The organism is Streptomyces sporangiiformans (genome assembly GCF_005768555.2).
GTDB lineage: Bacteria > Actinomycetota > Actinomycetes > Streptomycetales > Streptomycetaceae > Streptomyces > Streptomyces sporangiiformans.
Genome location: NZ_VCHX02000120.1, coordinates 18,854 through 43,585, shown reverse-complemented (window position 1 = coordinate 43,585; position 24,732 = coordinate 18,854). Strand labels below are relative to the sequence as shown.

17 protein-coding genes are annotated in these 24,732 nt (G+C 71.4%); 9 read left to right on the top strand and 8 right to left on the bottom strand.

Annotated elements, in window-relative coordinates; all coding sequences use genetic code 11:
• Positions 1–37 precede the first annotated feature (37 nt).
• Positions 38–1,951, bottom strand: a complete 1,914-nt coding sequence (locus FGD71_RS15780) for a glycoside hydrolase family 97 protein (RefSeq protein ID WP_119101093.1) — start codon at positions 1,949–1,951, stop codon at positions 38–40.
• 225 nt (positions 1,952–2,176) lie between these two features.
• On the opposite strand from FGD71_RS15780, the gene FGD71_RS15775 reads away from it, so the two are divergent.
• Positions 2,177–2,716, top strand: coding sequence for a GNAT family N-acetyltransferase (locus FGD71_RS15775; protein WP_119101092.1), 540 nt, complete (start codon positions 2,177–2,179; stop codon positions 2,714–2,716).
• A 259-nt stretch (positions 2,717–2,975) separates the two neighbouring features.
• Positions 2,976–3,104: a hypothetical protein gene (locus FGD71_RS49665; protein WP_119101091.1), complete on the top strand. Its 129-nt coding sequence runs from the start codon at positions 2,976–2,978 to the stop codon at positions 3,102–3,104.
• 48 nt (positions 3,105–3,152) lie between these two features.
• Here FGD71_RS49665 and FGD71_RS15765 read toward each other — a convergent pair whose 3' ends face one another.
• A complete protein-coding gene (locus tag FGD71_RS15765) occupies positions 3,153–4,760 on the bottom strand; it encodes a purple acid phosphatase family protein (protein ID WP_119101090.1) in 1,608 nt (535 codons plus the stop codon).
• 176 nt (positions 4,761–4,936) lie between these two features.
• On the opposite strand from FGD71_RS15765, the gene FGD71_RS15760 reads away from it, so the two are divergent.
• The 4 genes from FGD71_RS15760 (at position 4,937) to cimA (ending at position 10,710) form a co-directional block, all read left to right on the top strand.
• Positions 4,937–5,977: a 3-isopropylmalate dehydrogenase gene (locus tag FGD71_RS15760; protein WP_119101089.1), complete on the top strand. Its 1,041-nt coding sequence runs from the start codon at positions 4,937–4,939 to the stop codon at positions 5,975–5,977.
• Positions 5,978–6,219: 242 nt separating this feature from the next.
• Positions 6,220–7,308: a branched-chain amino acid aminotransferase gene (locus FGD71_RS15755; RefSeq protein ID WP_119101088.1), complete on the top strand. Its 1,089-nt coding sequence runs from the start codon at positions 6,220–6,222 to the stop codon at positions 7,306–7,308.
• A 189-nt stretch (positions 7,309–7,497) separates the two neighbouring features.
• Positions 7,498–8,775, top strand: coding sequence for a TolB family protein (locus tag FGD71_RS15750; RefSeq protein WP_119101087.1), 1,278 nt, complete (start codon positions 7,498–7,500; stop codon positions 8,773–8,775).
• 309 nt (positions 8,776–9,084) lie between these two features.
• Positions 9,085–10,710, top strand: a complete 1,626-nt coding sequence (cimA, locus tag FGD71_RS15745; protein WP_119101086.1) for a citramalate synthase — start codon at positions 9,085–9,087, stop codon at positions 10,708–10,710.
• A 92-nt stretch (positions 10,711–10,802) separates the two neighbouring features.
• On the opposite strand, the gene FGD71_RS15740 is transcribed toward cimA, so the two are convergent.
• Entirely contained in the window at positions 10,803–12,182 is a 1,380-nt protein-coding gene (locus FGD71_RS15740) for an HEXXH motif domain-containing protein (RefSeq protein WP_119101085.1), read from the bottom strand.
• Positions 12,179–13,447: an FxsB family cyclophane-forming radical SAM/SPASM peptide maturase gene (locus FGD71_RS15735; protein ID WP_119101084.1), complete on the bottom strand. Its 1,269-nt coding sequence runs from the start codon at positions 13,445–13,447 to the stop codon at positions 12,179–12,181. The genes FGD71_RS15740 and FGD71_RS15735 overlap by 4 nt, the downstream gene beginning before the upstream one ends.
• Before the next feature lie 287 nt (positions 13,448–13,734).
• Here FGD71_RS15735 and fxsA point away from each other — a divergent pair, with 287 nt between their 5' ends.
• The 3 genes from fxsA (at position 13,735) to FGD71_RS15720 (ending at position 18,893) form a co-directional block, all read left to right on the top strand.
• Complete coding sequence (gene fxsA, locus FGD71_RS15730) at positions 13,735–13,953, top strand: FxSxx-COOH cyclophane-containing RiPP peptide (RefSeq protein WP_162931137.1); 219 nt, start codon at positions 13,735–13,737, stop codon at positions 13,951–13,953.
• A gap of 166 nt (positions 13,954–14,119) precedes the next feature.
• Positions 14,120–17,812, top strand: coding sequence for an FxSxx-COOH system tetratricopeptide repeat protein (gene fxsT / locus FGD71_RS15725; protein WP_119101082.1), 3,693 nt, complete (start codon positions 14,120–14,122; stop codon positions 17,810–17,812).
• Positions 17,813–17,876: 64 nt separating this feature from the next.
• Positions 17,877–18,893, top strand: a complete 1,017-nt coding sequence (locus FGD71_RS15720) for a hypothetical protein (RefSeq protein ID WP_119101081.1) — start codon at positions 17,877–17,879, stop codon at positions 18,891–18,893.
• Here the strand turns inward: FGD71_RS15720 and FGD71_RS15715 are convergent.
• From FGD71_RS15715 to FGD71_RS15700, 4 genes are all read right to left on the bottom strand, one after another.
• Positions 18,871–21,150, bottom strand: coding sequence for a hypothetical protein (locus tag FGD71_RS15715; RefSeq protein ID WP_119101080.1), 2,280 nt, complete (start codon positions 21,148–21,150; stop codon positions 18,871–18,873). The two genes, FGD71_RS15720 and FGD71_RS15715, sit on opposite strands and share 23 nt — an antisense overlap.
• Positions 21,151–21,258: 108 nt before the next feature.
• A complete protein-coding gene (locus FGD71_RS15710; protein WP_119101079.1) occupies positions 21,259–22,407 on the bottom strand; it encodes a hypothetical protein in 1,149 nt (382 codons plus the stop codon).
• Positions 22,404–23,312 (bottom strand): hypothetical protein, encoded by a 909-nt coding sequence (locus FGD71_RS15705; protein ID WP_140935898.1) that lies wholly within the window; start codon positions 23,310–23,312, stop codon positions 22,404–22,406. Before FGD71_RS15705 ends, FGD71_RS15710 begins: the two co-directional genes overlap by 4 nt.
• A gap of 196 nt (positions 23,313–23,508) precedes the next feature.
• Positions 23,509–24,720: a hypothetical protein gene (locus tag FGD71_RS15700; protein ID WP_119101077.1), complete on the bottom strand. Its 1,212-nt coding sequence runs from the start codon at positions 24,718–24,720 to the stop codon at positions 23,509–23,511.
• Between the last annotated feature and the right edge of the window lie 12 nt (positions 24,721–24,732).

Sequence of the window (24,732 nt, the reverse complement as noted above, 5' to 3'; positions counted from 1 at the left end):
CGGGAATCCGGAGCGGGGGCGGCTGCGTCGCTGTTGTTCAGCGGTCGCAGCTCGTGCGGCCCGCGTACCAGCGGCAGGCGAGCGCGGCGAACCCGCCGTCCGCCACCACCGGGACGGTGAGGGTGTCGCCGCCGCGGACCACATGCGGCGCGCGGACCAGGCCCGACGGGCCGTCGGTCACGGTCTCCACGAGCCACTTGCCCGCGCCGAGACGCAAGGGTACGTCCACGTCCTGGGCCGCCCCGGCGAACGTGCCGCCGATGAACCAGCGGCCGTCGGGCGCTTTGCGGGCCAGCACCGCGGAGCGGCCCGGGTCGCCGGTGAGCAGGCGGGTCTCCTCCCAGCCGGTGGGCAGTTGCTCCAGATAGCGGCGTGCCTCGGGGCGGGCGTCGTACGACTCCGGAGTGCCGGCGAGGTTCTGGATGCCGGACTCGTAGAGGACGGTCAGACCCAACTCACCCGCGTCCGACTGGACGTTGGGGCGGAACGGGCGGTGGAAGGCGCCCGGGGTGAAGTCCATGGAGCCGATGACGTTACGGGTGAAGGGCAGCGCGGCCAGCTGCACCGCCGTGTTGTTGCGCTTCTCCTCACCGCCGACGCCCTCCAGCGTCATGACGTGCGGCCAGGTCCGCTGGATGCCCTTGGGGATCGTGGAGCCATGGAAGTTGACCATGAGGTGGTGCTTGGCGGTGTCTTCCAGCGCGTCGTCGTACCAGCGCATGCGCTCCTGCGACTCCGAGTCCATGAAGTCGATCTTCACGCCCTTGACGCCCCAACGCTCCAGTGTGGACAGCCACTTCTCGCGTTCCACGGGGTCGGTGAGCAGGGTGTAGTGGAGCCAGACCTGGATCTCGACGCCGCGTTCCTTGCCGTGGCGCACGAGCTCGGGCATCCAGCTGTTCGTCTGCCAGTCGGGGTCGATGACGTCCCACTGCCCGGGCTTGTAGTACCAGCCCGCGTCGACGACCTCGTACGGCCAGCCGCGGTCGGCCGCGTAGTCGACGTACTTCTTCTGGGCCTCCAGGCTCTGCCCCGCCTCCTTGCCGCCCGCGAGCCACGTCCACAGTGCCGGGCCCGGCTTGATCCAGGAGGTGTCGCGGACGCGGGACTTGGGAGCGAGGTCGTCGGTGAACGTCGACTCGGTGACCGTCGCCAGATCACCGGTGATCACCGCGCGCCAGGGGGTGGTGAGCGAGCCGGACACCTGGATCGGCTCGTCGTTCCACGGACTCACGCCGAACGTCGGCGAGTCGGCGGTGTGCGTGAGGTGGGAGCCGGCGTAGCTGCCGTTCAGGTCCGACTCGGCGACCAGGGCGTAGCCGCCGTCCGTCTTGAACAGGGCCTGCATCGAGTACGTGCCCGCCGGTACCGCGGCCGCCGACTGGTAGCGGACGAAGGGGAGTTCGTTGTCCCGGCGGTAGGCGCTGATGACGGCCTCGGCGGTGGAGGGGAGAGTGAAGGCGGAGGCCTCGCGTACGACGTCGCCGTGGTCTTCCGGCAGGACGTAGCGATACGCGACGCCGTCCGGGGCGACCCGGGTCAGCAGGTCGAGGCGGGCGCCGTCGGCCGTACGGAAGCGGAAGCGGGACTCAGTCATCCGGACGAGCCGCTCGTGGGACTTGCCGGTGGGAATGGTGTAGCGCTCGCTGATCGCGCGGTCGGTGCGGCCGGTGAAGGTCAACCCTTTGGAGAAGTCGGCCTGTTCGGTGACGAGGCCGACGGGGGACGGTTCGAGGACCGTGCGGCCGGCGCGTCTGACGGCGAGGGTCGGGCTGCCGTCGGCCGGATCGAGGGAGACCACGGCCGTGGGGGAGCCGAGCGGGCCGCGCACCTCCCAGGATGCGGGGGCCGCAGGTGACTCGGCGTGGGCGGGAAGCGTCGCCGCGGTGGTGGCGAGAAGCGCGGAGCAGAGCATTGACACGATGGTGCGGGCCCGGGGTTGGACCGCCATGTGGAACCCCTCCTGTCGCAGACATCCGATGACTGTGAGGGTGTAGGGGCTCTTGAGGGGTGTCAAGAAGTCTGGCAGCATCAGACATCGGATTGCTGATGAACGGTTCAGTAAGTGTTCAGCGGCTGCCGAGCAGGTGGGGAGTGGGGAGTTCGGCAGGCCCGAATTCCCCGCCACCCGGCAGCCGCGCATGCCCCGGGGAACGCCGCGGGGAATACTGGGCCGATGGCCATCCGTCTGCGCACCGCCCATACGGCGGATCTCGCCCCTGCCGAACTCCGCGCCGTCCGCGGCCTCTTGGACGACGCCTTCGAGGGAGACTTCGGCGACCAGGACTGGGACCACACCCTCGGCGGCATCCACGCCCTCGTCCACGACGACACCGGTCTCGTCGCGCACGGCGCGGTGATCCAGCGCCGCGTTCTGCACCACGGCCGTTCCCTGCGCACCGGCTACGTCGAGGGCGTCGCCGTCCGCACCGACAGCCGTCGCCGGGGGCTGGGCGGCCGGGTGATGGCCGCTCTTGAACGGGTGATCGACGGGGCGTACGCACTCGGCGCGCTCTCCGCCACGACCGAGGGCGGGGGCCTGTATACGGCGCGCGGCTGGCAGCCCTGGCCGGGCCGGGTCCACGTCCTCGGTCCCGACGGGATCGTGCGCCTCCCGGACGAGGAAGGCGCCACTTTCGTCCGCTCAGCCTCAGCAGGCACTCTCGACCCTCTGCATGACCTGATTTTCGACTGGCGTGACGGCGACGTGCTCTGAGCGCGCAGGCTATTACCGCAGGTCAGAGCGGTGTGACCTGGTGCTCCGTCTCAGATAGTAGGAAGCCCAAGTAATTGTGGAGACACGCGCCCTGTCCTCGCTTAGCTTTGTAGGAGCCGAACGTCTCGCTCGACCCAGCGAATGGCGGTCGTGAGCCGGAGCCCTAGGCAGGCAACCCCTGCGGCGCCGCTCCCCGCCCCATCCGGCGTCTCGCAACCCGTTTCCGCACTCCCTGCTGTCAATAAGGAGTCGATCCCTCATGGCCGAGACGACCGTCCGCCGAGTCCGTCGCGTGTCCCGTACGAGCGAGTCCGACCGCAAGAACGCCGCCGCTGCCCTGCAGCGCGCCCTCGACCGCAGGGACAACGGCGGCGCGACGGGCCACTGAGCCCGCGCCCGCCCGCCCTCCCGCACCCGCCGAGTGGGGTGCGGCCGTTCATCGGCCGCGCCGCACCTCGAAGTGGTCCACGCGCCCGCCGTTCTGGGCGAGAGCCGACACCGTGAGCTTCGGGGTCGCACCCGTCTCCGCCTCGATCGCGAGGAAGGAGAAGCCGGTGTAGCGGACCCTGGACCACTGCACGGTTTCCGGGCTCTCCTCCTTCTGCTTCGTCCAGTGGAACGTGTCGATCGACTCGCGGTCGTTCACGTTCCCTTCGTAGCTGTCCTTCACCCCGTCCGGAAAGCCGTACAGGTCCTTGCCCGCGCCGCCCGCGGTGACGTACACGATCCCGTCCCGGGTCGGATCCGTCGACGCGCCCACCGGTACGCGCCTGCCGACCTTGCCGCCCTTGATGGCGTCCGTCCGTTCGTAGACGTGGTTGTGGCCGTTGATGACCAGGTCCACCTGGTGCTTGGTGAACAGCGGCAGCCAGGCGTCGCGCACCCCGCCGTCCGAGGCGTGGGTCGACGTCGAGTACGCGCAGTGGTGGAAGAACACCACGATGAAGTCGACGGACTTGCGCAGCTCCCCGAGCCGCTTGTCCAGCCACTGAGTCTGCTTCCCGTCCGAGTAGCCCTTGTTGGCGGGGATCTCGTACGAGACGTCGTTCGCGTCGAGCGCGACGATGCCGACGTTGCCGTAGGTGAAGGAGTAGACGCCCGGCGACCTCTTCGGGTCGAAGCCGTTCTCCGGGAGCGACCAGCGTGCCGCCTGGCCGCCGTAGCCGTCGGGCGAGTACCAGGCCTCCATGTCGTGGTTGCCGGTCGTCACCATCCACGGCACGGATTTCGCGACCGACTCGGTCTGCGCCAGGAACTGGTCCCACACGCGGGCGTCGTACGTGTCCGACTCCTCGCCGTGGCCCGTCGTGTCCGCGTAGCAGATGTCGCCCGCGTGGAGGTGGAAGGACGGGTTCTGACCCAGGATCACCTGGTCGTTGGCGAGCGCGTCGTAGCTCACGCCCTGGTCGCCGAAAGCTGTGAAGACGAACCGCTCCGGCCGCGCCGGCGCGGTGCGGAACGTGCCGAGCGTGCCCAGCCGTTCGGCGGACGCCGGGTCGAAGCCGTCGTGGCCGACACCGTAGTAGTACGTCGTGCCGGGCTTGAGGCCGTCGAGGGCGGCGTGCAGATAGTACTGCTCGACCGCGGGCAGTTTCTTCGACAGGGACGGGGTGTGCAGGTCGCGCACCTCGGCCTCGATCTTCCGGCTCAGGTCCCAGGGCTTCAACCCGACCCGTATGTACGGCTTCTTGACCGCGAACGGCACCTGCCAGGAGATCCGCATCTGGGTCCTGGGGTCGGCACCGAAGGCGAGATGGCGGCCGAAGGGGGCGACCACGGAGCCGGGGACCAGTCCGGTTGCCCGCCTCGGCGCCGGTGGGGACGCCGTCCGCGCGGGACTCTCCGTGTCCCCGCCCGAGCAGCCGGCCAGCAGCAGTCCGCCGCCCGCGACGGTGCCCGCGGTGACCAGCGCACGACGCCGCGACAGTCTGGTCCGCAGATACTCGTGCTGCTCCGCCATGCTCATACGGCGGGCGAGGTGCTCGGGGATGCCGGTGTTCGGGACGGAGGGGCCGGGGGCTGCCCCCTTGGATGGCACAGTCATGCAGGGGAACTTCCCAGCAAACGCCAACAAAGGCCAAACGTACGGGTGAACGGGTGTTGACGAATGGACGCGGGACCATCCGGTGGTTGACGCGGCACCACGGCGGCACCCACCCGTTGGTGTCCGTATCGCGGACGGATCGTGTCATCCCCTGGGACGAGGAGTAGGGTGCCGACATGTCTCGCAGCATCAATCTCGCAGTGATCCCCGGTGACGGCATCGGCCAGGAGGTCGTGGCCCAGGGGCTGAAGGTGCTCTCCGCCGTCCTTCCGCAGGATGTGAAGCTGGAGACCAAGGAGTTCGACTTCGGCGCCAAGCGTTACCACGCCACCGGTGAGACACTCACCGACGCCGACCTCGACGCCCTCAAGAAGCACGACGCGATCCTGCTCGGCGCGATCGGCGACCCCTCGGTCCCGTCCGGCGTTCTGGAGCGCGGCTTCCTGCTGAAGCTCCGCTTCGCCTTCGACCACCACGTCAACCTGCGTCCGTCGAAGCTCCTTCCGGGTGTCGCCACTCCGCTCGCGGGACAGCCCGAGATCGACTTCGTCGTGGTCCGTGAGGGCACCGAGGGTCCCTACACCGGCAACGGCGGAACGATCCGCAAGGGCACCCCCCACGAGGTCGCCACCGAGGTGTCCGTCAACACGGCGTTCGGTGTCGAGCGGGTCGTCCGGGACGCGTTCGCCCGCGCCCAGGCCCGCCCGCGCAAGAAGCTTGCGCTGATCCACAAGAACAACGTGCTGACCTTCGCGGGTCACCTGTGGACGAACATCTTCAACAAGGTGGCCGCGGAGTTCCCCGAGGTCACCACCGAGTACATGCACGTGGACGCGGCGACGATCTATCTCGTCACGCAGCCCGAGCGCTTCGACGTGATCGTCACCGACAACCTCTTCGGCGACATCATCACCGACCTCGCCGCGGCCGTCTCCGGCGGCATCGGCGTCGCCGCCTCCGGCAACATCAACCCGAGCGGCGAGTTCCCGTCGATGTTCGAGCCGGTGCACGGCTCGGCACCCGACATCGCGGGCCAGGGCAAGGCCGACCCCTCCGCCACCGTCCTGTCCGTCGCCCTCCTGCTGCGTCACCTCGGTTACGACTCCGAGGCCGCCCGCATCGAGGACGCCGTCTCCGCCGACCTCGCGGAGCGCGGCGCCACGCCCCGTACGACTGACGAAATCGGCGACGCGCTCGCCGCCCGAGTATCCGGCTGACCCGCCGGTTTTCACTCAAGCCGCCGGGTCGCTTCCGCACCCGGCGGCTTTTCCTGTGCGTCGCCGGGTGTCACCATCAAGCCCTGGGCCGCATTCACACCGTTTTCTGCCGTGCTCCGCTCGGGCGATAATCGAACGCGGAGCCGCCGAATGAGGGAATGCTCGGACGTCCTAGCACTGGCCACTCGCAGTGCCGGCGTGAGCGCGGCCCGTCACACACACACGGTGAAGGACAACCACTCATGACGACGCCCACGATCGAGCTCAAGCCCTCGGCGCACCCGCTCTCCGACGCAGAGCGGGAGGCGATCCTCGCCAATCCCGGGTTCGGCCGCCACTTCACCGACCACATGGTGACGATCCGGTGGACCGAGGGCCGCGGCTGGCACGACGGCCAGCTCGTGCCGTACGGGCCGCTCTCCCTCGACCCGGCGACCAACGTCCTGCACTACGCGCAGGAGATCTTCGAGGGCCTCAAGGCGTACCGTCAGCCGGACGGCTCGGTCGCCACGTTCCGCCCCGACGCCAACGCCCGCCGCTTCCAGGCGTCCTCCCGCCGGCTCGCCATGCCGGAGCTGCCCGTCGAGACGTTCATCGAGGCGTGCGACGTGCTGGTCCAGCAGGACAAGGCGTGGGTGCCGGCGCACGGCGGTGAGGAGTCGCTCTATCTGCGCCCGTTCATGATCGCGACCGAGGTCGGTCTGGGGGTGAAGCCCGCGAACGAGTACCTGTTCATGGTCATCGCCTCCCCGGCCGGCGCGTACTTCCCGGGCGGCGTGAAGCCCGTCTCCATCTGGCTCTCCGAGGACCGCGTTCGCGCGGTCCCCGGCGGTGTGGGCGACGCCAAGACCGGCGGCAACTACGCCGCGTCCCTGCTCGCGCAGGCCGAGGCCGCCGCGAAGGGCTGCGACCAGGTCTGCTACCTCGACGCCGTCGAGCACAAGTGGGTCGAGGAACTGGGCGGCATGAACCTGTACTTCGTGTACGGCGACAAGATCGTCACCCCCACCCTCACCGGCTCCCTGCTCGCGGGCATCACCCGCGACTCGCTCCTCTCGGTCGCCCGTGACCTCGGCTACGAGTCCGAGGAGGCCCGCGTCTCCATCGACCAGTGGCAGACCGACTCCGCGAACGGCACTCTCACCGAGGTCTTCGCCTGCGGCACCGCCGCCGTCATCACGCCCGTCGGCACGGTCAAGTGCAACGCGGGCGAGTGGCACCACAGTGGCGGTGAGCCCGGCGAGGTCACCGTGAAGCTGCGCGAGGCGCTCCTCGACATCCAGCGCGGCGTGAGCGAGGACAAGCACGGCTGGATGCACAACATCGGCTGACGCCCCGGGTGGAACTCCGCGGCCACGCCGCTGCCGCGGAGTTCCGGCCGGACGCTTGAACCCTCGCCCAGGTTGTACGTAATTCGACCGATTGACCCCTGCCCAGTGGTGCGTTTGCATCGTGTGGGCTCTCGGCGTAGGGCCGGCCGGGGGACAGGCATCCACGGGGAAAACGGGGGGAAATCAAGCATGTTAAGAACCATGCGGGGGGCGTCCGTCGCGGTGATCGCGGGGGCGATGGTCGCATCGGCGGCGATGTCGGCGGCTGCCGCGCCGCCGAAGGGGGACACCGGACGGGTCAGCGTCTCCGCGAGCGGTGCGCAGGCGTCCGCGGAGTCGCGGGGCGGGTCGGTCAGCGGTGACGGCCGCTTCGTCGTGTTCGAGTCGGACGCGGACAACCTGGTGCCGGGGGACACCAACGGACGTGTCGACGTCTTCCTGCGTGACCTGCGGCGCGACACCATCGAGCGGGTCAGTGTGCGCGACGACGGCAGCGAGTACACCTTTCTCGCGTTCGCTCCGCACATCAGCGCCGACGGCCGGTACGTGACCTTCAAGGCGAACACGGGCGCGTACGAGGACCACACGTACTACTCCGGCGTCTTCCTCTGGGACCGGGTGAAGGACCGCACGGAGGTGGTGAGCCTCTCCGACGACGACAAGCCCATCACCGACGCCTACGGTGACCCGCTGGTCAGCCGCGACGGCCGGTACGTGGCGTTCGTCGCCTCCCTCGCGGACAACGGCGACACGGGCAACGGCATGTGGGCCGGCATCTACCTGCGCGACCGCAAGCAGGGCACCACCCGCCTGGTCAGCGTCACCGAGCCGTCCTCCGACGACGGGATCTCCTGGATCATCGGCGGCTACACCATGAGCGCCGACGGCAGCCGCATCGGATACCACCTGAGCCAGGTCAAGCCGGGCCTGAAGTCCGCCGTCTTCATCCACGACAACCGCAGCGGCCGCACGGAACGGTTCGACCAGTCGAACCAGGGCGCCGGCCTGCCGACGTTCAGCGGCAATGGCCGGTACGCGGCCTTCACCTCGGCCGCGAGCGACCTCGTGCCCGGGGACACCAACGACAAGGCGGACATCTTCGTCAAGGACCTCTGGAAGGGCGCCGTCAAGCGGGTCTCGCTCGACGCGCGGGGCGGGCAGACGGACACCGACTCCGGCTATCCGGTGATCAGCGAGGACGGCCGTCATGTCGTCTTCCACTCCCAGGCGACCGACCTCGTGAAGGGCGACACGGCCCGTGGCCCGCTCTTCGTCCGCGACCTGCGCACCGGCGTCAACCAGCGGGTGAGCGTGGCCAAGGACGGCGGCGAGAGCGACTACCGGGGCTTCTCGACCACCGCGGTGAACCGTGACGGACGGGTCGTGGCGTTCGAATCGTGGGCCACCAACCTGGTGCCGGACGACACCAACGACACCCGCGACATCTTCGTGCGCCACCTGCGCTGACCGCTCGTCCGGGTCGGGAGTTCGCATCCTGAGACACCCGTGAGCGCGGGGGCGGTCTGTGCCAGACTGCCCCCGTGCTCTCGTTCGCCATGATTATTGGCAGCAGGCGCGCCGGTCCGCAGTGACCGCCACGTACGACCACGTACGGGCGGACACCGTCGTCCTCGACCCGCGCGCAGACCTCTCGCACCCGCGAGGGGTTTTTCTGTTTCCTGGTCCACCCACAGCCGGGACCGGAGCGCGAGGGACCATGGGGACGGTGGAGCCGGTCCTTCCGGTAGACCGAATCCGATACAGGAGCCACAAGAGATGACAGACGCAACCGACGAGAATCACCGTCCTTCTCACGTCGACGACGCCTTCCACGTCTTCGACACGACGCTGCGCGACGGTGCGCAGCGCGAGGGCATCAACCTCACTGTCGCGGACAAGCTGGCCATCGCACGGCACCTGGACGACTTCGGCGTCGGTTTCATCGAGGGCGGCTGGCCCGGCGCCAACCCGCGGGACACCGAGTTCTTCGCCCGCGCCCAGCAGGAGATCGCCTTCAAGCACGCGCAGCTGGTGGCCTTCGGCGCCACCCGCCGGGCCGGCGCCAAGGCGTCCGAGGATCCGCAGGTCAAGGCGCTGCTGGACTCGGGCGCTCCGGTGATCACCCTGGTCGCGAAGTCGCACGACCGGCATGTCGAGCTGGCTCTGCGCACGACGCTCGACGAGAACCTGGAGATGGTCCGCGACACGGTCTCCTACCTCCGCTCCCAGGGCCGCCGGGTCTTCGTCGACTGCGAGCACTTCTTCGACGGTTACCGGGCGAACCCGCAGTACGCGAAGTCGGTCGTGCGGGCCGCCTCGGAGGCGGGCGCCGACGTGGTGGTGCTCTGCGACACCAACGGCGGCATGCTGCCGGCGCAGGTCCAGGCGGTGGTCGCCACGGTTCTGGCCGACACAGGTGCCCGCCTCGGCATCCACGCGCAGGACGACACCGGCTGCGCGGTCGCCAACACCCTGGCCGCGGTGGACGCGGGCGCGACGCACGTGCAGTGCACGGCGAACGGCTACGGCGAGCGTGTCGGCAACTCGAACCTGTTCCCGGTCGTGGCGGCCCTGGAGCTGAAGTACGGCAAGAAGGTCCTCCCCGAGGGCGCGCTGAGCGAGATGACGCGCATCTCGCACGCGATCGCCGAGGTCGTGAACCTCACGCCCTCCACCCATGAGCCGTACGTCGGTGTCTCCGCCTTCGCCCACAAGGCGGGCCTGCACGCTTCCGCGATCAAGGTCGACCCGGACCTGTACCAGCACATCGACCCCGAGCAGGTCGGCAACACCATGCGGATGCTCGTCTCCGACATGGCGGGCCGCGCGTCGATCGAGCTGAAGGGCAAGGAGCTCGGCATCGACCTCGGCGACGACCGCGAGCTGGTCGGCCGGGTCGTGGAGCGGGTGAAGGAGCGCGAGCTCAAGGGCTACACGTACGAGGCGGCGGACGCGTCCTTCGAGCTGCTGCTGCGGGCCGAGGTGGAGGGCAGGGTCCGCAAGTACTTCGAGGTGGAGTCCTGGCGGGCGATCGTCGAGGACCGCCCCGACGGCAGCCACGCCAACGAGGCCACGGTCAAGCTCTTCGCCAAAGGCGAGCGCATCGTCGCCACGGCGGAGGGCAACGGTCCCGTCAACGCGCTGGACCGCGCGCTGCGGGTCGCCCTCGAGAAGATCTACCCCCAGCTCGCCAAGCTGGACCTCGTCGACTACAAGGTCCGCATCCTCGAGGGCAAACACGGCACCGAGTCCACCACCCGCGTCCTCATCTCCACGTCCGACGGGGCGGGGGAGTGGTCGACGGTGGGAGTCGCGGAGAACGTGATCGCCGCGTCCTGGCAGGCCCTGGAGGACGCGTACACGTACGGGCTGCTGCGGGCCGGGGTGGAACCCGCGCAGTAACCCCCGCGGCGCGCCCGCTCCTTCGAAGCTGGAGGCGCGATGGTGGAGGGGCGATGGTGGAGGGGCGGCGCCGGAGAGTCAACGCAAGGGAGTCAACGCCGGAGAGGCTGGAGTTCAGCCTCTCCGGCGCCCATGACACGGCCGTTGCGGTCCCGCCACGCGGCGCGGTGTGCGCGGGCTGTCGATTCGGCGCGGTGCACGGCCGTCGCGGGGACCGGCAGGCGGCACAGGGCGTCCAGGCTGTTCAGCATGCGCTCCGCGAAGCGGCGGCCCAGGGGAGTGAGGCGGCCGGAGGCCAGCACCACATGCGTCGCCTCCCGGGCGCCCAGGCGCCAGCGGGCGAACTGGACCTGCGCGGCGTCACGCAGCCTCGGGTCCGGCTCCGTCTCGCGGCGGCGAGCCCAGAAACGGGCCACGCCCAGGTGCGCGTACGCCCCGTGGAAGAGCCCGAGCAGCGGCCGGGGGTCGCGGCGCCAGGGCGCGTAGAACCGCTCCCGGCCGCCCGGTTCGAACAGGTCGAAGAGGTGCAGCACCGCCGCGAACTTGTTGTGCTGGATCTCGTGCGCCATCGTCACCGCGAACCCCGTCGCCGACTTCGGCAGGGACAGCGCCATGCACCCGAACGTCTCCGCGCTGCTTCCGCTCACATTCCCCCGGCCGGGCCTCGACAGCGGTACCAGCAGCCGCGGTCCCGCCGCCAGCTCCGCGTACTGGTCCTCGTGGTCCGCGCGCAGCAGCCGGCAGGCCTCGCGCGCCACGGCGGTCCACCGGCTCACCTCATCGGCGCCGAGGCCCTCGCGGTACCGCGAGGCTTTCGGAAAGCACGGCTGGTCCAGGACGTCGAGCAGGAGCGGGGCGTCGTCGTCCAGGTCGGTCAGCAGATGCGCGCCCTGCCAGCGGCCCTCGCTGTGGTACGGCTGTCCGGGCACCGTCACCGGGCCGTCGGCGGGGGACGCTCCGGGCACCGTGATCCGGGCCCGGCCGGCTGCTTCGACGCACACCTCGGCACGGTCACCGGGAACGGCGCCGGGGAAGCGGGCCCGGCCGAGCGAAGGCAGGGCCACCGACGGCCCGTCCACCGGCCACTCCACCCGAACCGGCAGCCCCGCGCGGACGGCCGCCGCCGCGGCCAGTGCCGTGAACCAGCGCACGGGCGGCGGCTCTTGCGGCTCCCGCTGTGTGAGGCGGGCGAGCAGACCGACCAGGGCCGGTCCCGCCGACGGATGGGTCAGGACGGCCGCCGCCTCTCCGGGAGTCGCCCGCGCGGCGGCGGTGAACAGCCGCCACGCGTTCTCGGCCTCCTCGGCCACCGTGCCCCCGGCCGCCCGCGCTGCGGCCGTCACGGCGTACGCGCCGGCCAGGCGTCTGCTGTGCTCGGAGCGGGCCAGCAGTCGCAGGGCCGGTGCCCCGCCCGATCCCGCTGCGACCGCGTCGAACATCGCGCCCGGCATACGATGCGGCAACGGCGTCATACCACCTCCGAAGGCGTCGGTCGGTTGTCCTGCCACCGGTCGGGGTTCTGGCCCGGGGGCGCGAGGTCTGCGCTCAGCCGTCGCCGTACGCGTCCGATCAGCTCCGTCAGATCGGCGCAGTACACACTCGGGTTGGCGAAGCCGGTATCGCGCCGGTAGCGGGTGGCGTAGTGGCCCCCGCCGCACACCTGGTGCAACGGACAGGCCCTGCACCGCGCGCACAGCCCGGCGGCGCCCCACTGACGCGCCGCGACACCGGGGTGGCGCAGCAGCGCGTCGAAGGAGTGCCGCCACACGTCGAGCCCGGTGCGGGCGGCACCGTCGTACGCGGTGCGCAGCGTGTCGTCCTGGGTGAGAGAACCGTCCGTCTCCACCACCGCGTACCGCACGGGGGCCAGGCCGAGCGTCTCCGTCTGCGGGCGGGCACCGAGCAGGAGCACCATCAGGTTGTCGAGGAGCCGCACGGTGGTCTCCCTGGTCCGCGCCCCGTACCAGCGCTCGAAGACCGCCCACAGCCAGTCGGCGTACGGGGTGCGCCGCCCGCTCGGGTCCAGGCCCGGCGGCGGGGTGTGCCAATTGCCCAGCGGGAGAAGGAAGTCGATGGCCGGCGGGTGGTGGACGAGGAGTTCCTCGTAGGTGCGCACCGGGTCGTTGCGCAGGTCGACCGTGCACAGCAGCGTGCCTAACAGATGGCGGTAGTGCTCGCTCGCGAGGAGGCGCAGCGCCGCGTCCACCCGGGCGTGGCTGCCGCGTCCGTCCGCGCCGCGCCGGTGCCGGTCGTGGGCGGCGCGCCCGCCGTCGGTGCTCACTCCGATGCGCAGGCCCAACTCACCCAACAGGTCGAGCCGTTCCTCGGTCAGCCGCGTTCCGTTGGTCTGCAGGGCCAGATGCAGCCGTACTCCGCTGCCGACAGCCGCGCGCAGCACCCGGACCGTCCGTGCGAGTGCCTTGTCGCCGATGAGCAGGGGCTCGCCCCCGTGCAGGACCACGCCCGCCTCGTCCACTCCGTGCGCGGCCAGGTGTTCGGCGATCCGCCCGGCGGTGCGCTCCAGCGTCTGAGGGGCCATCGTGCGCGGCTGGGCGCGCCAACTCTGGTCCTGCGAGCGGTACATGTAGCAGTAGTCGCAGGCCAGGTCGCAGCGGCTGTGCACTTTCAGGACAAAGGAGTGGAACGGGTACGGCACCCAGCCCACTGCCTGTCGTGCCCGCACGTCGGAGGCCCTCGGCCAGGGCGGCTCGGCATGGCGCAGTGGCGGTCGACTCATCCACTTCCCCCCGAAGGCGTACGCCACGGACCTCGCCCGGCGGGGCCCAAGGCGCACTCTGTTCGACCAGTATTTGTTCGCCATAAGTCCGGCGTCAACATCACGAATGAGACAACGAAGGGCATTCGAACGGCAGTTGGACGCCAAGGGACATCCGCCGACGACTGCCCTATGGGGGTATGGCGGCGCTACGCTCAGGAGGCATGTCCGTTGTGTCTTCCCGGGATGCCGCCGCACGGAACCGCACGGCGGTCCATGAGACGCCGAGACCTCTTGGAGTGGACACCATGGCAGTTGCCGAGGACGCCGTCCTTGACGAGGAGTACGGGGGAGGGGGTGATGGCCCGTCGCCCGATGTCGAATCCGTCGTCCTCGACATCGCGGCCCTGTCGCCCGAAGAGGTCGCCGCCCTGCCCGACTCCGTGCTCGGCGCGCTGCTGCGCCGGGTGCACGACGGCTGCGCCGAAGGCGACCTGTTCGTCACCGGGCACCAAGAGAGCGCATGAAGCGCAGGACACGTACGAGCTGCCGTGATGCCGCAGGTCGCGCCCTATACTGGCCCCCTCGATGCCCGTTTTGCCCGCCTATGTGGCAGCTCGGGTGGCTCCCTTCGTCCCTGTCGTTGCCCGTCGTCCCGTCCTTCCCTGCTGTGCCGCGCCGAGCGGAGAGGTCATGCCTGACGCCAACCCAATTGATCCCCCAGGTCCGTTCGTCTTCTTCCTCGCGACCTCGGAGAACCTCGGCCTGAGCACCACTCTGCGCAATGTCGCGGACATCCTCGCCGAGGCCAACCGCAGCGTCCTCCTCGTGGACGGCCGCTCCGGCGCCGACGGCGCGAGCGCACCGCCCCGGCCCGAACCCGGCCAGGTGCGCACCGCGGCCGCCCCCGACGCGCAGGCGCTCGCCGCGCTCGCCGCCGACCCCGTCGCCGCGGCGTACGACCACGTCCTGATCGAGGCCCCGGTACCGGACGGCCCCGAGACGGCGGAACAGGTCTCGGCGGCCGCGTACGCCGACGCGCTCGTCATCTCCTTCGCGATGACCGCCTGGTCCATCGACGGGGCCGCCGCCCTGGCGGAGGACATGACGCTGAGCCGCGCGGGCAGGCCCGTACGGCTGCTCACGCTCGGCCTCAAGAGTGACATCGGGGTTCACGACCGGCTGCGCCAGGCGCGCGAGCGGGTGCGACGCAAGTTCGCTCCGCTCGCCCAGGCGCTCGGGGGATCCGACATCCCCCTGCTCGAGATTCCGTACAACCCCATGTACCAGGACAGCCGCAGCCTCGCCGTCGAGGCAGAGGACGCCGGAACCGTCACCGGTCTGCGCCCCTACTACGAGCGGCTCGCCGACTGGCTGCGCACCCGCCGCACCGCACGTCTCACCGACGTCACCGTCGTCCACTCCATGCGTCACGCCCCCTGGGCCGCCTGGCTGCGCGACCGGCTGGCCGCGAAGGGCGTCCGCACCGAGCTGCGCAGAGCGGACATGTACGCGGGCGAACGCCCCGGCCGCGGCGCGGCGTTGCTCTTCCTGTCGCCCGACGACGCCGACGACACCCTGCTCACCCAGATCGGCGCGCTCTCCCACACCGACGTACGCATCGTCCTGGTCGACGAGCCGTTCCCGCACACCGAGGCCGCGCACCATGAGCGGATCGACCTGCGCGGCACCACCGAGGACGAGGCGCTGCGGCTGCTGTACACGGGCCTCGGCCTCGGCGCCGTGGAGCCCGGCGACGCGGGCGCGGGAGCCCGGTTCCCGCGCCTGCCCGAGACCACCAACGTCGCCTCGCGCAACAGCGATTTCATCGACCGCGACGCGCTCCTCGCCACGCTCGACGAGCAACTGCTCGCCGCCGGACGCGACGGCGCCTGCCTGGTGCTGCACGGCCCCAGCGGCTGGGGCAAGAGCGAGGCCGCTCACGAGCTGTGCCACCGCTACGGAGCCGGATACGACGTCGTGTGGTGGGTGCGTGCCTGGGAGCGCGAGCGAGTCGAGCGAGGACTCACCCGGCTCGCCGGGCGTCTCGGCATCCCGGAGGAACGCCTCGGCACCCCCGACGACGACGGACTCTCCCGCCTGCTGACCCGCCTGTCGCGCCGCGACGACGACATGGGCAGCTGGCTGATCGTCTACGACGGCGTACCGGACCCGGCCGAACTGCGCGGCCTGCTGCCCGTGCCCCACGAGCACGGGCACGTCCTGATCACCAGCCGTGTCCCTCCGCGTGAGGAGACTTCGGCGGGGTCCTCCGGCGATCCCGGGGCACGGCCGCCGCAGCTGACGCCCCTGGCGATCCCTCCGATGACCCCCGAGGAGGCCCGCGCACTGCTCGACGAATGGGCCCCGGAGATCACCGAACCGCAGGCCGGGCAGATCGGCAACGTCGTCGACTTCGTCCCGCACGCCCTGCACATCGCCGCCCACTGCCTCGCCGAGCGGACCGCCGTCCACCGCCGCGACGACCACCTCAACCCGGACGCCGCCCTCCGCGCCGCCGTGGGCGACCTGCTCGCCGAGTACCGCGGTGGCAAGACCGAACTCCTGCGCCACACCGAGGCGGTGTCGCCCGTCGCCGTGATGGTCCAGGTCGCCCGGCGTGTCGTGCAGGCCACCCCGGGCGCTGCCGCATGGCGTGCGGAGAGCCCCGAACACGACGCTCTCGGCTGGCTGCTGGGCGCCGCGTCCCTGCTCACCGGCCGTGGCATGGGCCTGGAACTGCTGCGCTCGCGCCGGATCCTGTCCGAGCTGGCCCGCGACGACGACGCGGCCGACCAGCCGCCCGCCGATGCCCAGCGCCAGCCCGACGACGTCCAGCTTCCCGACGAGCACATGGTCAGCGTCGCCCTGTGGGCCCTCGCCCGAGTCGGCCTCCTCGACGTCGACTTCGACCGCAAGGAACAGCCGCTCGCCCAGCACCACGGACTGCGCGACCTGATCCGGGCAGGCCTGGAGCCCGACGAGCGGCGGCACATCGAGTCGGTGCTGCGGGGAATCCTCGCCGAGTACGCCCCGCAGGAACACCAGGACCTGCCCGCCGACTGGGCCCGCGAGGTGTACTCGCTGCGCCTGTGGCAGGACACCCGGCCCCGGGTCCGCCGCTCGCTGCTGCGGCATCTCAACGCGCTCAGCCAGCGCGCCGAGGCCGCCGACCTAGACCGCCTCCTCGACATCGCCGGCCGGGCCGAACAGGAGTGGCGGGCCGACGGCGACGAGCAGTCTCCGGAGTATCTGCGCCTGCTCAACCTCACAGCCCGCGCCCACCGTCTGCGCGGCGACTACGACCGCTCACGCCGGCTCGCCCAGGACGCGCTGCGCGGCCATCGCAGGCTGCTCGGCATCACGCACCCGCGCACTCTGCTGTCCGCCGACTCCTACGCCGCCACCCTGCGCACGCTCGGCCGGTTCGAGGACGCCCTGCTGGAGCTCCGGCCCGCGCTGGAGCAACTCACGCTGCTGCTCGGCTGGAAACACCCGGCCACGATCCAGGTCGAGCACAACCTCGCCCTCACCGAGGCCCTGACCGGCCGCGTCGGCGGCGCACTGACCCGGCTTCAGGAGCGCTTCCGCTACCGGCAGGCCGTCGGCGGCGCGGACGACGCGGTGGCCTGGAACGCCGCCGACCTGCTCGCCTACCTCTACCGTTCCGCCGGACGCGACGGAGAGGCCCGCGACCTGCTGCGCCAGCGGCTGCGCCGGTACGGCGAAACCTGGGACGTCGCCCGTCTGAAGACGGAGGTCGGCCTCGCCGTCAGCGAACGCCGCCTCGCCGACGGTTTCCCCGCCGTCAAGGACCCCCGGTACGGCTACGAACTCGCCCATGAGCGTGACCGGCGAGCGCTGAAGCTGTACGTGAGCCGCTTCGGCCCCGACCGCTTCGACACCCTGCGCTGCCAGTTCAGTTACGCCGCCGACCTGCATGCCCTCGGCAAGGCCGACGAGGCCGAACAGCAGGCGCGGCAGTGCGGGGACACCCTCGCGCGGCGGCTCGGCGCGGGGCATCCGTACACCGGTCTGTGCCAGGTGCGGCACGGGGTCTACCTGCGGGCGACGGGCGAGGTGCGGCTGGCGGAAGAGGTGGGCCGCAGCGCGGCCAACCTCCTGACCCACAAGCTGGGCCACGCCCACCCCTGGGTCGCCGCCGCGGAGAACTCCCTCGCCGTCACCGTCGCCGCGGCGGGCCGTACCGACGAAGCGGCCGACCTGGCCCACACCGCCCTGACCCGGCTGCGGGACCTGGGTGTCGGGCACCGGCCGGACGGACGCCGGGTCGGCGCCCACCACGAGCGGCTCACCGGCACCGACACCTCCCGCCCCACACCGCCCTCGGGCTACGACATCGACCTGGAGCTGCCCGAGTTGTAGCGCGCTCGCGGCATCGGCCGACCGCACCGCAGCCCCGCAGTCACTCACTGAAAGGCGAGCACACGTGGCAGCCCCCGCACCTCATCGCACCGACACGCTGAAAGAGTCCCACTGGACCGCCAAGCGCCACGGCCTGATAACCCGGCTGTGCGAGGAAGCCGTCGCCGAGGCCCCCGCCGTACGCTCCCTGTCCCACTACAGCAACGGCATCCTCGACTTCGCCGTCTTCCGTGCGTCCCGTGCCCCGCTCAGCAGCCTCGTCACCGAGGTCGGCGACGAGGCCCAGAACGAGTCGCTGCCCGGCAGCAGGCTGCTGCTGTGCGCCCAGGACCTCGGCGCGGTCCTGCGCCCGCTGGGAACCGGTGAGCTGATGCGCACGGTCCTCGCGAACGCGCGCGGCGGCCTGTGGGGCGGGCGCGCCCGCCCCGGCGAGTTCCTGGCCGCGGTGACCGACGTCCCCGACGGCGTGCCCGCGATGGACGCCGCCATGAACCGCCTCGTCACCCGTATCCGGGCCGAGGTGCACTCGCTGCCCGACGAGAAGCCCGGCGGCGACCCCGGGGCGAAGCCCTATCTCCAGACGGGGGCGACGACGAGCGAGGGCCCGCAGGTCGACTTCGGTACGGCAGCCGTACCGGACACCTTGTACGAGCAGCGGCTGCGGGACCTGTGGCGGACCCACGTCAACACCACGGACCTGCAGTACGCGGGCTACTACCGCGACTGGACCCTGGTCTGCGTCGGTGACGTCTTCGACGCCCACGAGCTCGGCCCGCGCTTCATCGACGTCAGTGTGCGCACCCGGCGGACCGCCTACCGCGACCTCTCCCGCAGCCTGCGCGGACACCTGGTCCGTCTCACCGACGCGCTCGGCCTCGTCGCCCCGGCGGACGCCGGGCACGCCCCCGTCGACCGGCTCGTTCTGGACGTCCAGGAAGGTGCCGTGTACGTGCTGTGGACCTCGCCCCGTGCGTTCCTCCTCGGCGTCACCCTCGACCAGCGCCATGTCGACAACGCCGAGCGGCGGCTGCGGGGCCTCGGGCAGGCCGTGGCAGGCGTCACGGTACCGCCGCCGCGCTGAGCGTTCCCCACACCTCCTCCGCGAGGACCTCCACCGTGCGCGCCGGTGTCAGCGGGTACCGGTGGTCGGCGCCGCCGAGCAGATGCACCGGCAGCACCTCCACCGCGCATTCGTAGTCCCGGCAGATCCGGCGCAGTTCGCCCAGCTGGTGCTCGGTCGGCCGCCCGGGCGCCGCGGTACTGGCCCAGGCCGCGACGGAACCACGGAACTCCTCCGTCAGCGCCCGCACCAGCGTGGCGCAGCCGAGGACGCTGAGGTCCGCCGACGTCGCCACGGCGCGCCGGGCCGTGGTACGGCCGGCCACCCGCCGGGTCACCGTCTCCAGCATCAGCAGGGCGTCGCGGAACCGGCGCCGCACCGCGCCCGGCAGCTCCTCCGCGGCCGGCTCCGGTACGGCGGCCGGGACAGTGGTCCCTGCCGTGGGGGCCGGCGGCCCCGTGCCCGGCTCGACCGACAGCGCCGCCAGGGTCCGGCGCACCTCGTCGAGGTGGACCGTATGCTGCTCCATTTCGCGGCGCATCCGCTCGCCCAACTCGGCGATGCCCTCCCGCCGCTGCCCGTCCACGAGGCGCCGCTCCAGCTGCAGCAGCGCCGCGTGCACGCTCTGCGGGAAGTCGCCCTGCCGGTACACCAGTGGCCGTGAGCCGATCGACCGCCCCAGCCGGTCCTGCATCGCGTGCGACACCAGCCCGTTGACCACCAGCAGCGCCTCGAACCGTCCCGGGGGCAGCGCGGCGCGCAGTCCTTGCACATAGGCGGCGATCCGCTCGGCGTCGTCGGCCAGGAGGACGGAACGGGCGTAGATCACCGCGAGGTACGCGTTCGGCGCGGGCGAGAGCCAGTACACGACCTCCTCCTTGCCGCCCGGCGAGCGCGACATCCGGGCCTGCACCGGATCGCGCGAGGCGATGCGCCACTGCCCCAGATCCAGCGCCTCGTGCACATCGCCCCGGACCTGCCGGTACGACACGCGCTCGTGCAGTTCCCGTACCGCCGTCAGCACCGTCGCGCCGGGCACCCGGCGCACCCGGCCCGCGTGGTCCTCGCTGAGCTGCCAGGCGTGCCGGCAGGTCTTGAGCACCTCGCGGGGCACGCCCTCGGTGAGTTCGTGCACCAGCCGCAGCGCGTCCTCGTCGAACGGGCCCGTCTGCCGCGCCGGGGCGGCCGACTCGCCGCCGGCGGCGAGGTACCGGGCCACCAGCGCCTCGGTGCGGTCCTCGTCGAGACCGGTGGCCCACAGCTGCACCAGCCGCTCGTGCACGCTCGTCCGCAGCGCCCGCAGTCCGCCGGGCGACACACAGAAAACCAGCAGACCGCCGTGGCTCGTATAGATGTTGACGAGGCGTTCGAAGGCGTCCATGAAGGTGCCGCGGTTCTCCTCCGGCCAGTCGAGCACCTTCTCCAGGGAGTCGAGGAGCAGGACGTACGGGTTGCCGACCCGGCCGTGCAGAAAGCCCTGCACGGCGAGGGCGTCGAAGACCCGGTCGATGCCGGCGGCGGTGTCCTGGCGGCCGCCGGACGGGCCGATCGCCTCGGTGATGCCGCGCTCGCGCAGCGGCTCCGCGGGTTCCTCGCCGCTCAGCCACTTCCACACCATCCGTTTGAACGGCGGTTCCAGCAGCAGCGCGAGCGCGGTGGAGAACCTGCGGTGCTCGGTGACCTCGCCCAGCGTGCCGCGCAGATCGGCGTGGATCACCTCGGGGTCGTAGCGCAGCGCCGACACCACTTTGTCCGGGTCGAGGGTGCGGTCGCGCAGGCCGGCCGCGATCTCCTGGAGGGTGCTCCGGCGCGGGTCGTCGTCCTGGGCGCCGACCCAGCCGGCCGTCACGTACGCGTAGTAGTCCCTGACCAGCTCCTCGAAGGCCTGACGCCCCTGAGGGGTGTCGCCGGGACCGCGCAGCCGGTCGCGGTAGAGCCGCCCCATGTCCTGCGCCGGTTCGTCCACGATCCACACCGCCGCGTCCGTGTGCTCGGCGCGCACCGTCTGGTACGTCCTGCGCAGGGCGTGGCTCTTGCCGAGGCCGAACTCGCCCACCAGGGCGATGGCCCGGCCGCGCCGGCCTCCCGCCGCGGGCGGATCGAAGTAGTCGGTGACCAGGGCCTCGAGATCCGCGACCAGCGGCGTGCGGATATGGGCGTTGCCCGAGTCGGCCCCCTGGACCGTCGGGTCCCCGAGATCGGAGGACGGGCCGAGGCGCACGACCGGGCTCAGCGGGAAGGGGTTCTCGTGCCAGATGTCACCACGGTCTGGGGCCATGATGGCACTCCTCGTGTGTCCGGTTGTCGGCTTCCGAGCGGCGGGCGGGTGCGGAGATATGTGCGTCGAGTCGCGGGGACGATACGTGCGTACCGGCGCGGGACCTGTCTAGGAACCCTGCGGGGGAGAGGACCCGCGGCGCGGCCGGCCGGGGGTGGAGGTGGTGCGCCCCAGGTTCGCCGGGTTCAGGGTGGGCGCGACGAGCTCGGCGGCGGTGACCCGCACGGGGCGTCCTGCTCGTCTTTGCCGTTCCGCGATCGCGAAGCACTCCTTGCGCAGCTGCCGTACGTCGAAGCGGCTCCAGGGGTCCTGGTCCTGCTCCGGATCCCGAGGGACCTGCCGCAGCGGGGCGAGCGATGGAGCGTCGGGGCCGGGGCTGCCGGGGTGAGCGGCGTCGGTGAACTTCACGGTGTCCTCCAAAGCGAGAGGGCTGAGCGTGAGATGGGTGACCGCCGGGTGCGGAAGAAGGTCCTTGACCACCTCGCCGGCCGTCCGCGGGTTCTGGTGACTGATTTCGACGAACAGTACGATCCGGCTCTGCGCATGTTTCAGACACGTCTTCAGGAACTTTGAGCGCACATCGCCACCGGGGTTTCGCCAGTCGATGTGCGGGACGATGACGAACAGCAGGCTGTTCTGTTCTTTGAGCAGGGTGCTGATCCCGTTGAAGGCTCTGGGGATGTTGTCACCGGTGAGATCCGGGTCGAGCGGCACCTGGGGGAACTGCCGGTGCAGGGTGTCGACGATCTTGTCCCGGATGGCGGCGTTGATGCCCGGGGTCTCGGCGAAGTCGCCCTCGTCGTCCCAGCTGACCTCGCCCCCGTGGTTGACGTATCCGCCGGTCATCGCCACGATCGGGCGCGGTGGACGGCGCCGGGACCCCTGCTGCTCGGACTGCCGGACGAGAGCGTCGAGATACTCGTGCGCCCGGTGGATGCACCGGTGGATGAGGGTGGTCTTGCCCATGCCGACGGGTCCGGTCACCACGACGAGATGTCCCCGGTCCACGTCCGGCAGGATCAGCTCGGGCAACTGCGTCAGGCACCGCTCGAACTCGGTCAGCTGGTCCCAGGTGTGGTCTACGTCCACCCACTGATGGGCGTGGCTCTCCTCCGCCCAGGGCACGAGCGGGTGGTCGTCCTTCGGAGTGACCTGCATCCACTGGATGTGGTCCTTGCTGCCCGGCACGTAGACGCCGTACGGGTTGTCCTCGGTCGGGTCGTCCTCGGGCGGGTTGTTCCCGGTCGGCTCGATCATACGGCCGCTCCCGGCGCGGTACGGCGGGCGATCCGGGTGCGCAAGGTGAGCCAACTCCAATGCAGCAAGGTGCGGTTGAGGTCGGATATGGAGCGAAGGTGGCGCTCCACGGACGCCCGCTCCCGCTCCGCGTCGTCGGCGCGGGCGTCCGTGTCGAGGAGATAGCCGTCACGGGCGTCCGGCAGCGGCTGGGCCAGGGGCAGCCCATCGGCCGCCAGCCTCGCCGCCGCACGCCGGGTCGAGGGGCCCGGCACCCGGGAAAGGGTGCCGGCCAGCGCCTCGCGCGTGGTGCGCACCGCCGAGTGGTCCGTCCGCGGATCGTGTTCGTACCCGGCCAGATACTCACCCACCGCCGTCCGGTACGCGCTCTCGTCCGCGCTCAACTGCTGTTTGAAAAGCCGCCGTTCGGCCGAGTGGCGTTCGGAGAACTGGCCCCCGAGAGTGAGCAGCGCGCCGGCGGCCAGCAGGGGCAGCCCTTTCAGGAACGTCGCGATCCAGCTCTCCTCGCCGCTGTCCTTCGCGGCCGCGACCGGGGCTTCGGACGCCGCGGCCATGAGCGCGGAACAGGCCCGCTCGAAGTCCTTCTCGCGGCGCTCGGCCCATCGCTCCAGCGTCATGCGCCCGCCGGCCCCCGAGGGCCTCACCCTGTCCAGTCCGGCCACGCTGTCGGGCCGGAGCACCCGCAGGCGCACGGCGGCGTCGACGAGGTCCGGGCGATGGTCGCGGTCGAGGCAGTACACCAGCTGGACGTCCCGCTCGTCGGACGCGGCCGGCGCGGCGAACGCGGGCGCGGCACCGACCGCCAGCAGCAGAAGTGTCGTCCCGGTGACCGCGTGCGCCGAACGCCCGCGGAGGCGTAAGCGCCGGCCCGGCCGCGGGGCCGGGGGCGCGGCGGTGCGCTCCACGGGCCGGACACCCGGCGGCCGGCCGCCGTGCGGTGCCCTGTGCGGACCGTGCCTCATCCCCTGCCTCATACGCCTCTCCCCGTCCGGCCACGGCGCTGTGCCGGTGTTTCGTATGCCTCGTACGTCTCGTATGCCTTGTACGACTCCGCGGACGCCGGGACCCCTTCCCGTCGCCCACCCCCTCCGCTCCCCGCGGCTACGCGACCGACCGCTTGTCCTTCGCCTGCCGGTCATACGGGGAGTGACGCTCACCACCGGCGGCGAGTTCCCCCCGGGAGCACGGCCACCGCAGGCGTGGCGGATGGGCCAGCAGCACCTGCGACGTGCCGTGCAACACGTTGACCGTGATCACTGCGGGGCCGACGGTGGCGGCGGTGCCGGGGAAGTCACGCTCCAGCGTCAGCGCGATCAGCACGGCCGTGATGCCGTTCTGCTGACCGAGGCCGAGCGCGATCCGGTCGCCGCGCCACAGTCCCCGTACGAACAGCGGCATGAGGCACAGGGCCACCACCGCCTGCGCGCCGAACGCCGCCACGCCCAGGACGAACCCACGCCACAACTCCACCCCGTGCGCCAGCAGCAGGCCCAGCGCCAGGAACGCGGCGAGGAACGCGCCGCCGACGGCACGGCCGAGCACCTTGTCGAGGATCTTGGCGCGCACCACCAGACCGGCCAGCGCCACCGCGAGCATCAGCTGCTGTAACGCGGCGAGCACCAGCATCGCCACCACGAGCAGCACCGTGGCCGTGTCCTTGACCCGCCGTGACGGCGGCGTGTCGGGCACCCGCGACGCCACCCGCCGCCCCACCCACCACAGCAGCAGTACCCCCGCGAGGAGCCCGGCGTTGAGGACGAGCCCGGCCGCGTAGCCGCCCGCGCCCCCGGCCGTGAGCTGGGGTGTGCCCTCGTGCCCGGCGGCCGCATAGGCGTATCCGGCCAGGTACAACGTCAGCAGTACGGTCATCGGGTCGTCGAACGACGCCCATGCCTTCAGCAGCGACCGGGCGCGCTGCGACATCCGACCGCTTCTGTCGAGAGCGGCGACGGACAGCGGGTCGATCTGAGCCACCGCGATGCCGAGCACCAGGTACTCCGGCCGGTCGAAGATCAGCACCATCGTCCCGGCGATCAGTGCGGCCTTCAGGACCACACCCAGGGTGACGGCCGCCACCACACCGGTCAGATCGTCACGCAGCGCCCTGAGGTCGATCGCGTACGTGCTGCCGTACAGACCGACGCCGAGCAGCAGCCCCGCCCCGAACAGATAGCCGCTGGAGCCCACCAGCGTGGAGAGGTCCACCACCAGGCCGCACGCCACACCGAGGACCAGCGCGCCCGCCGCGCCGAGCACGATGCGGGGAACCGCCTCCGGCAGCCGCCGCAGGCGGGCGCGCGCGGATGTCGCCATGGCTCGTCCCCC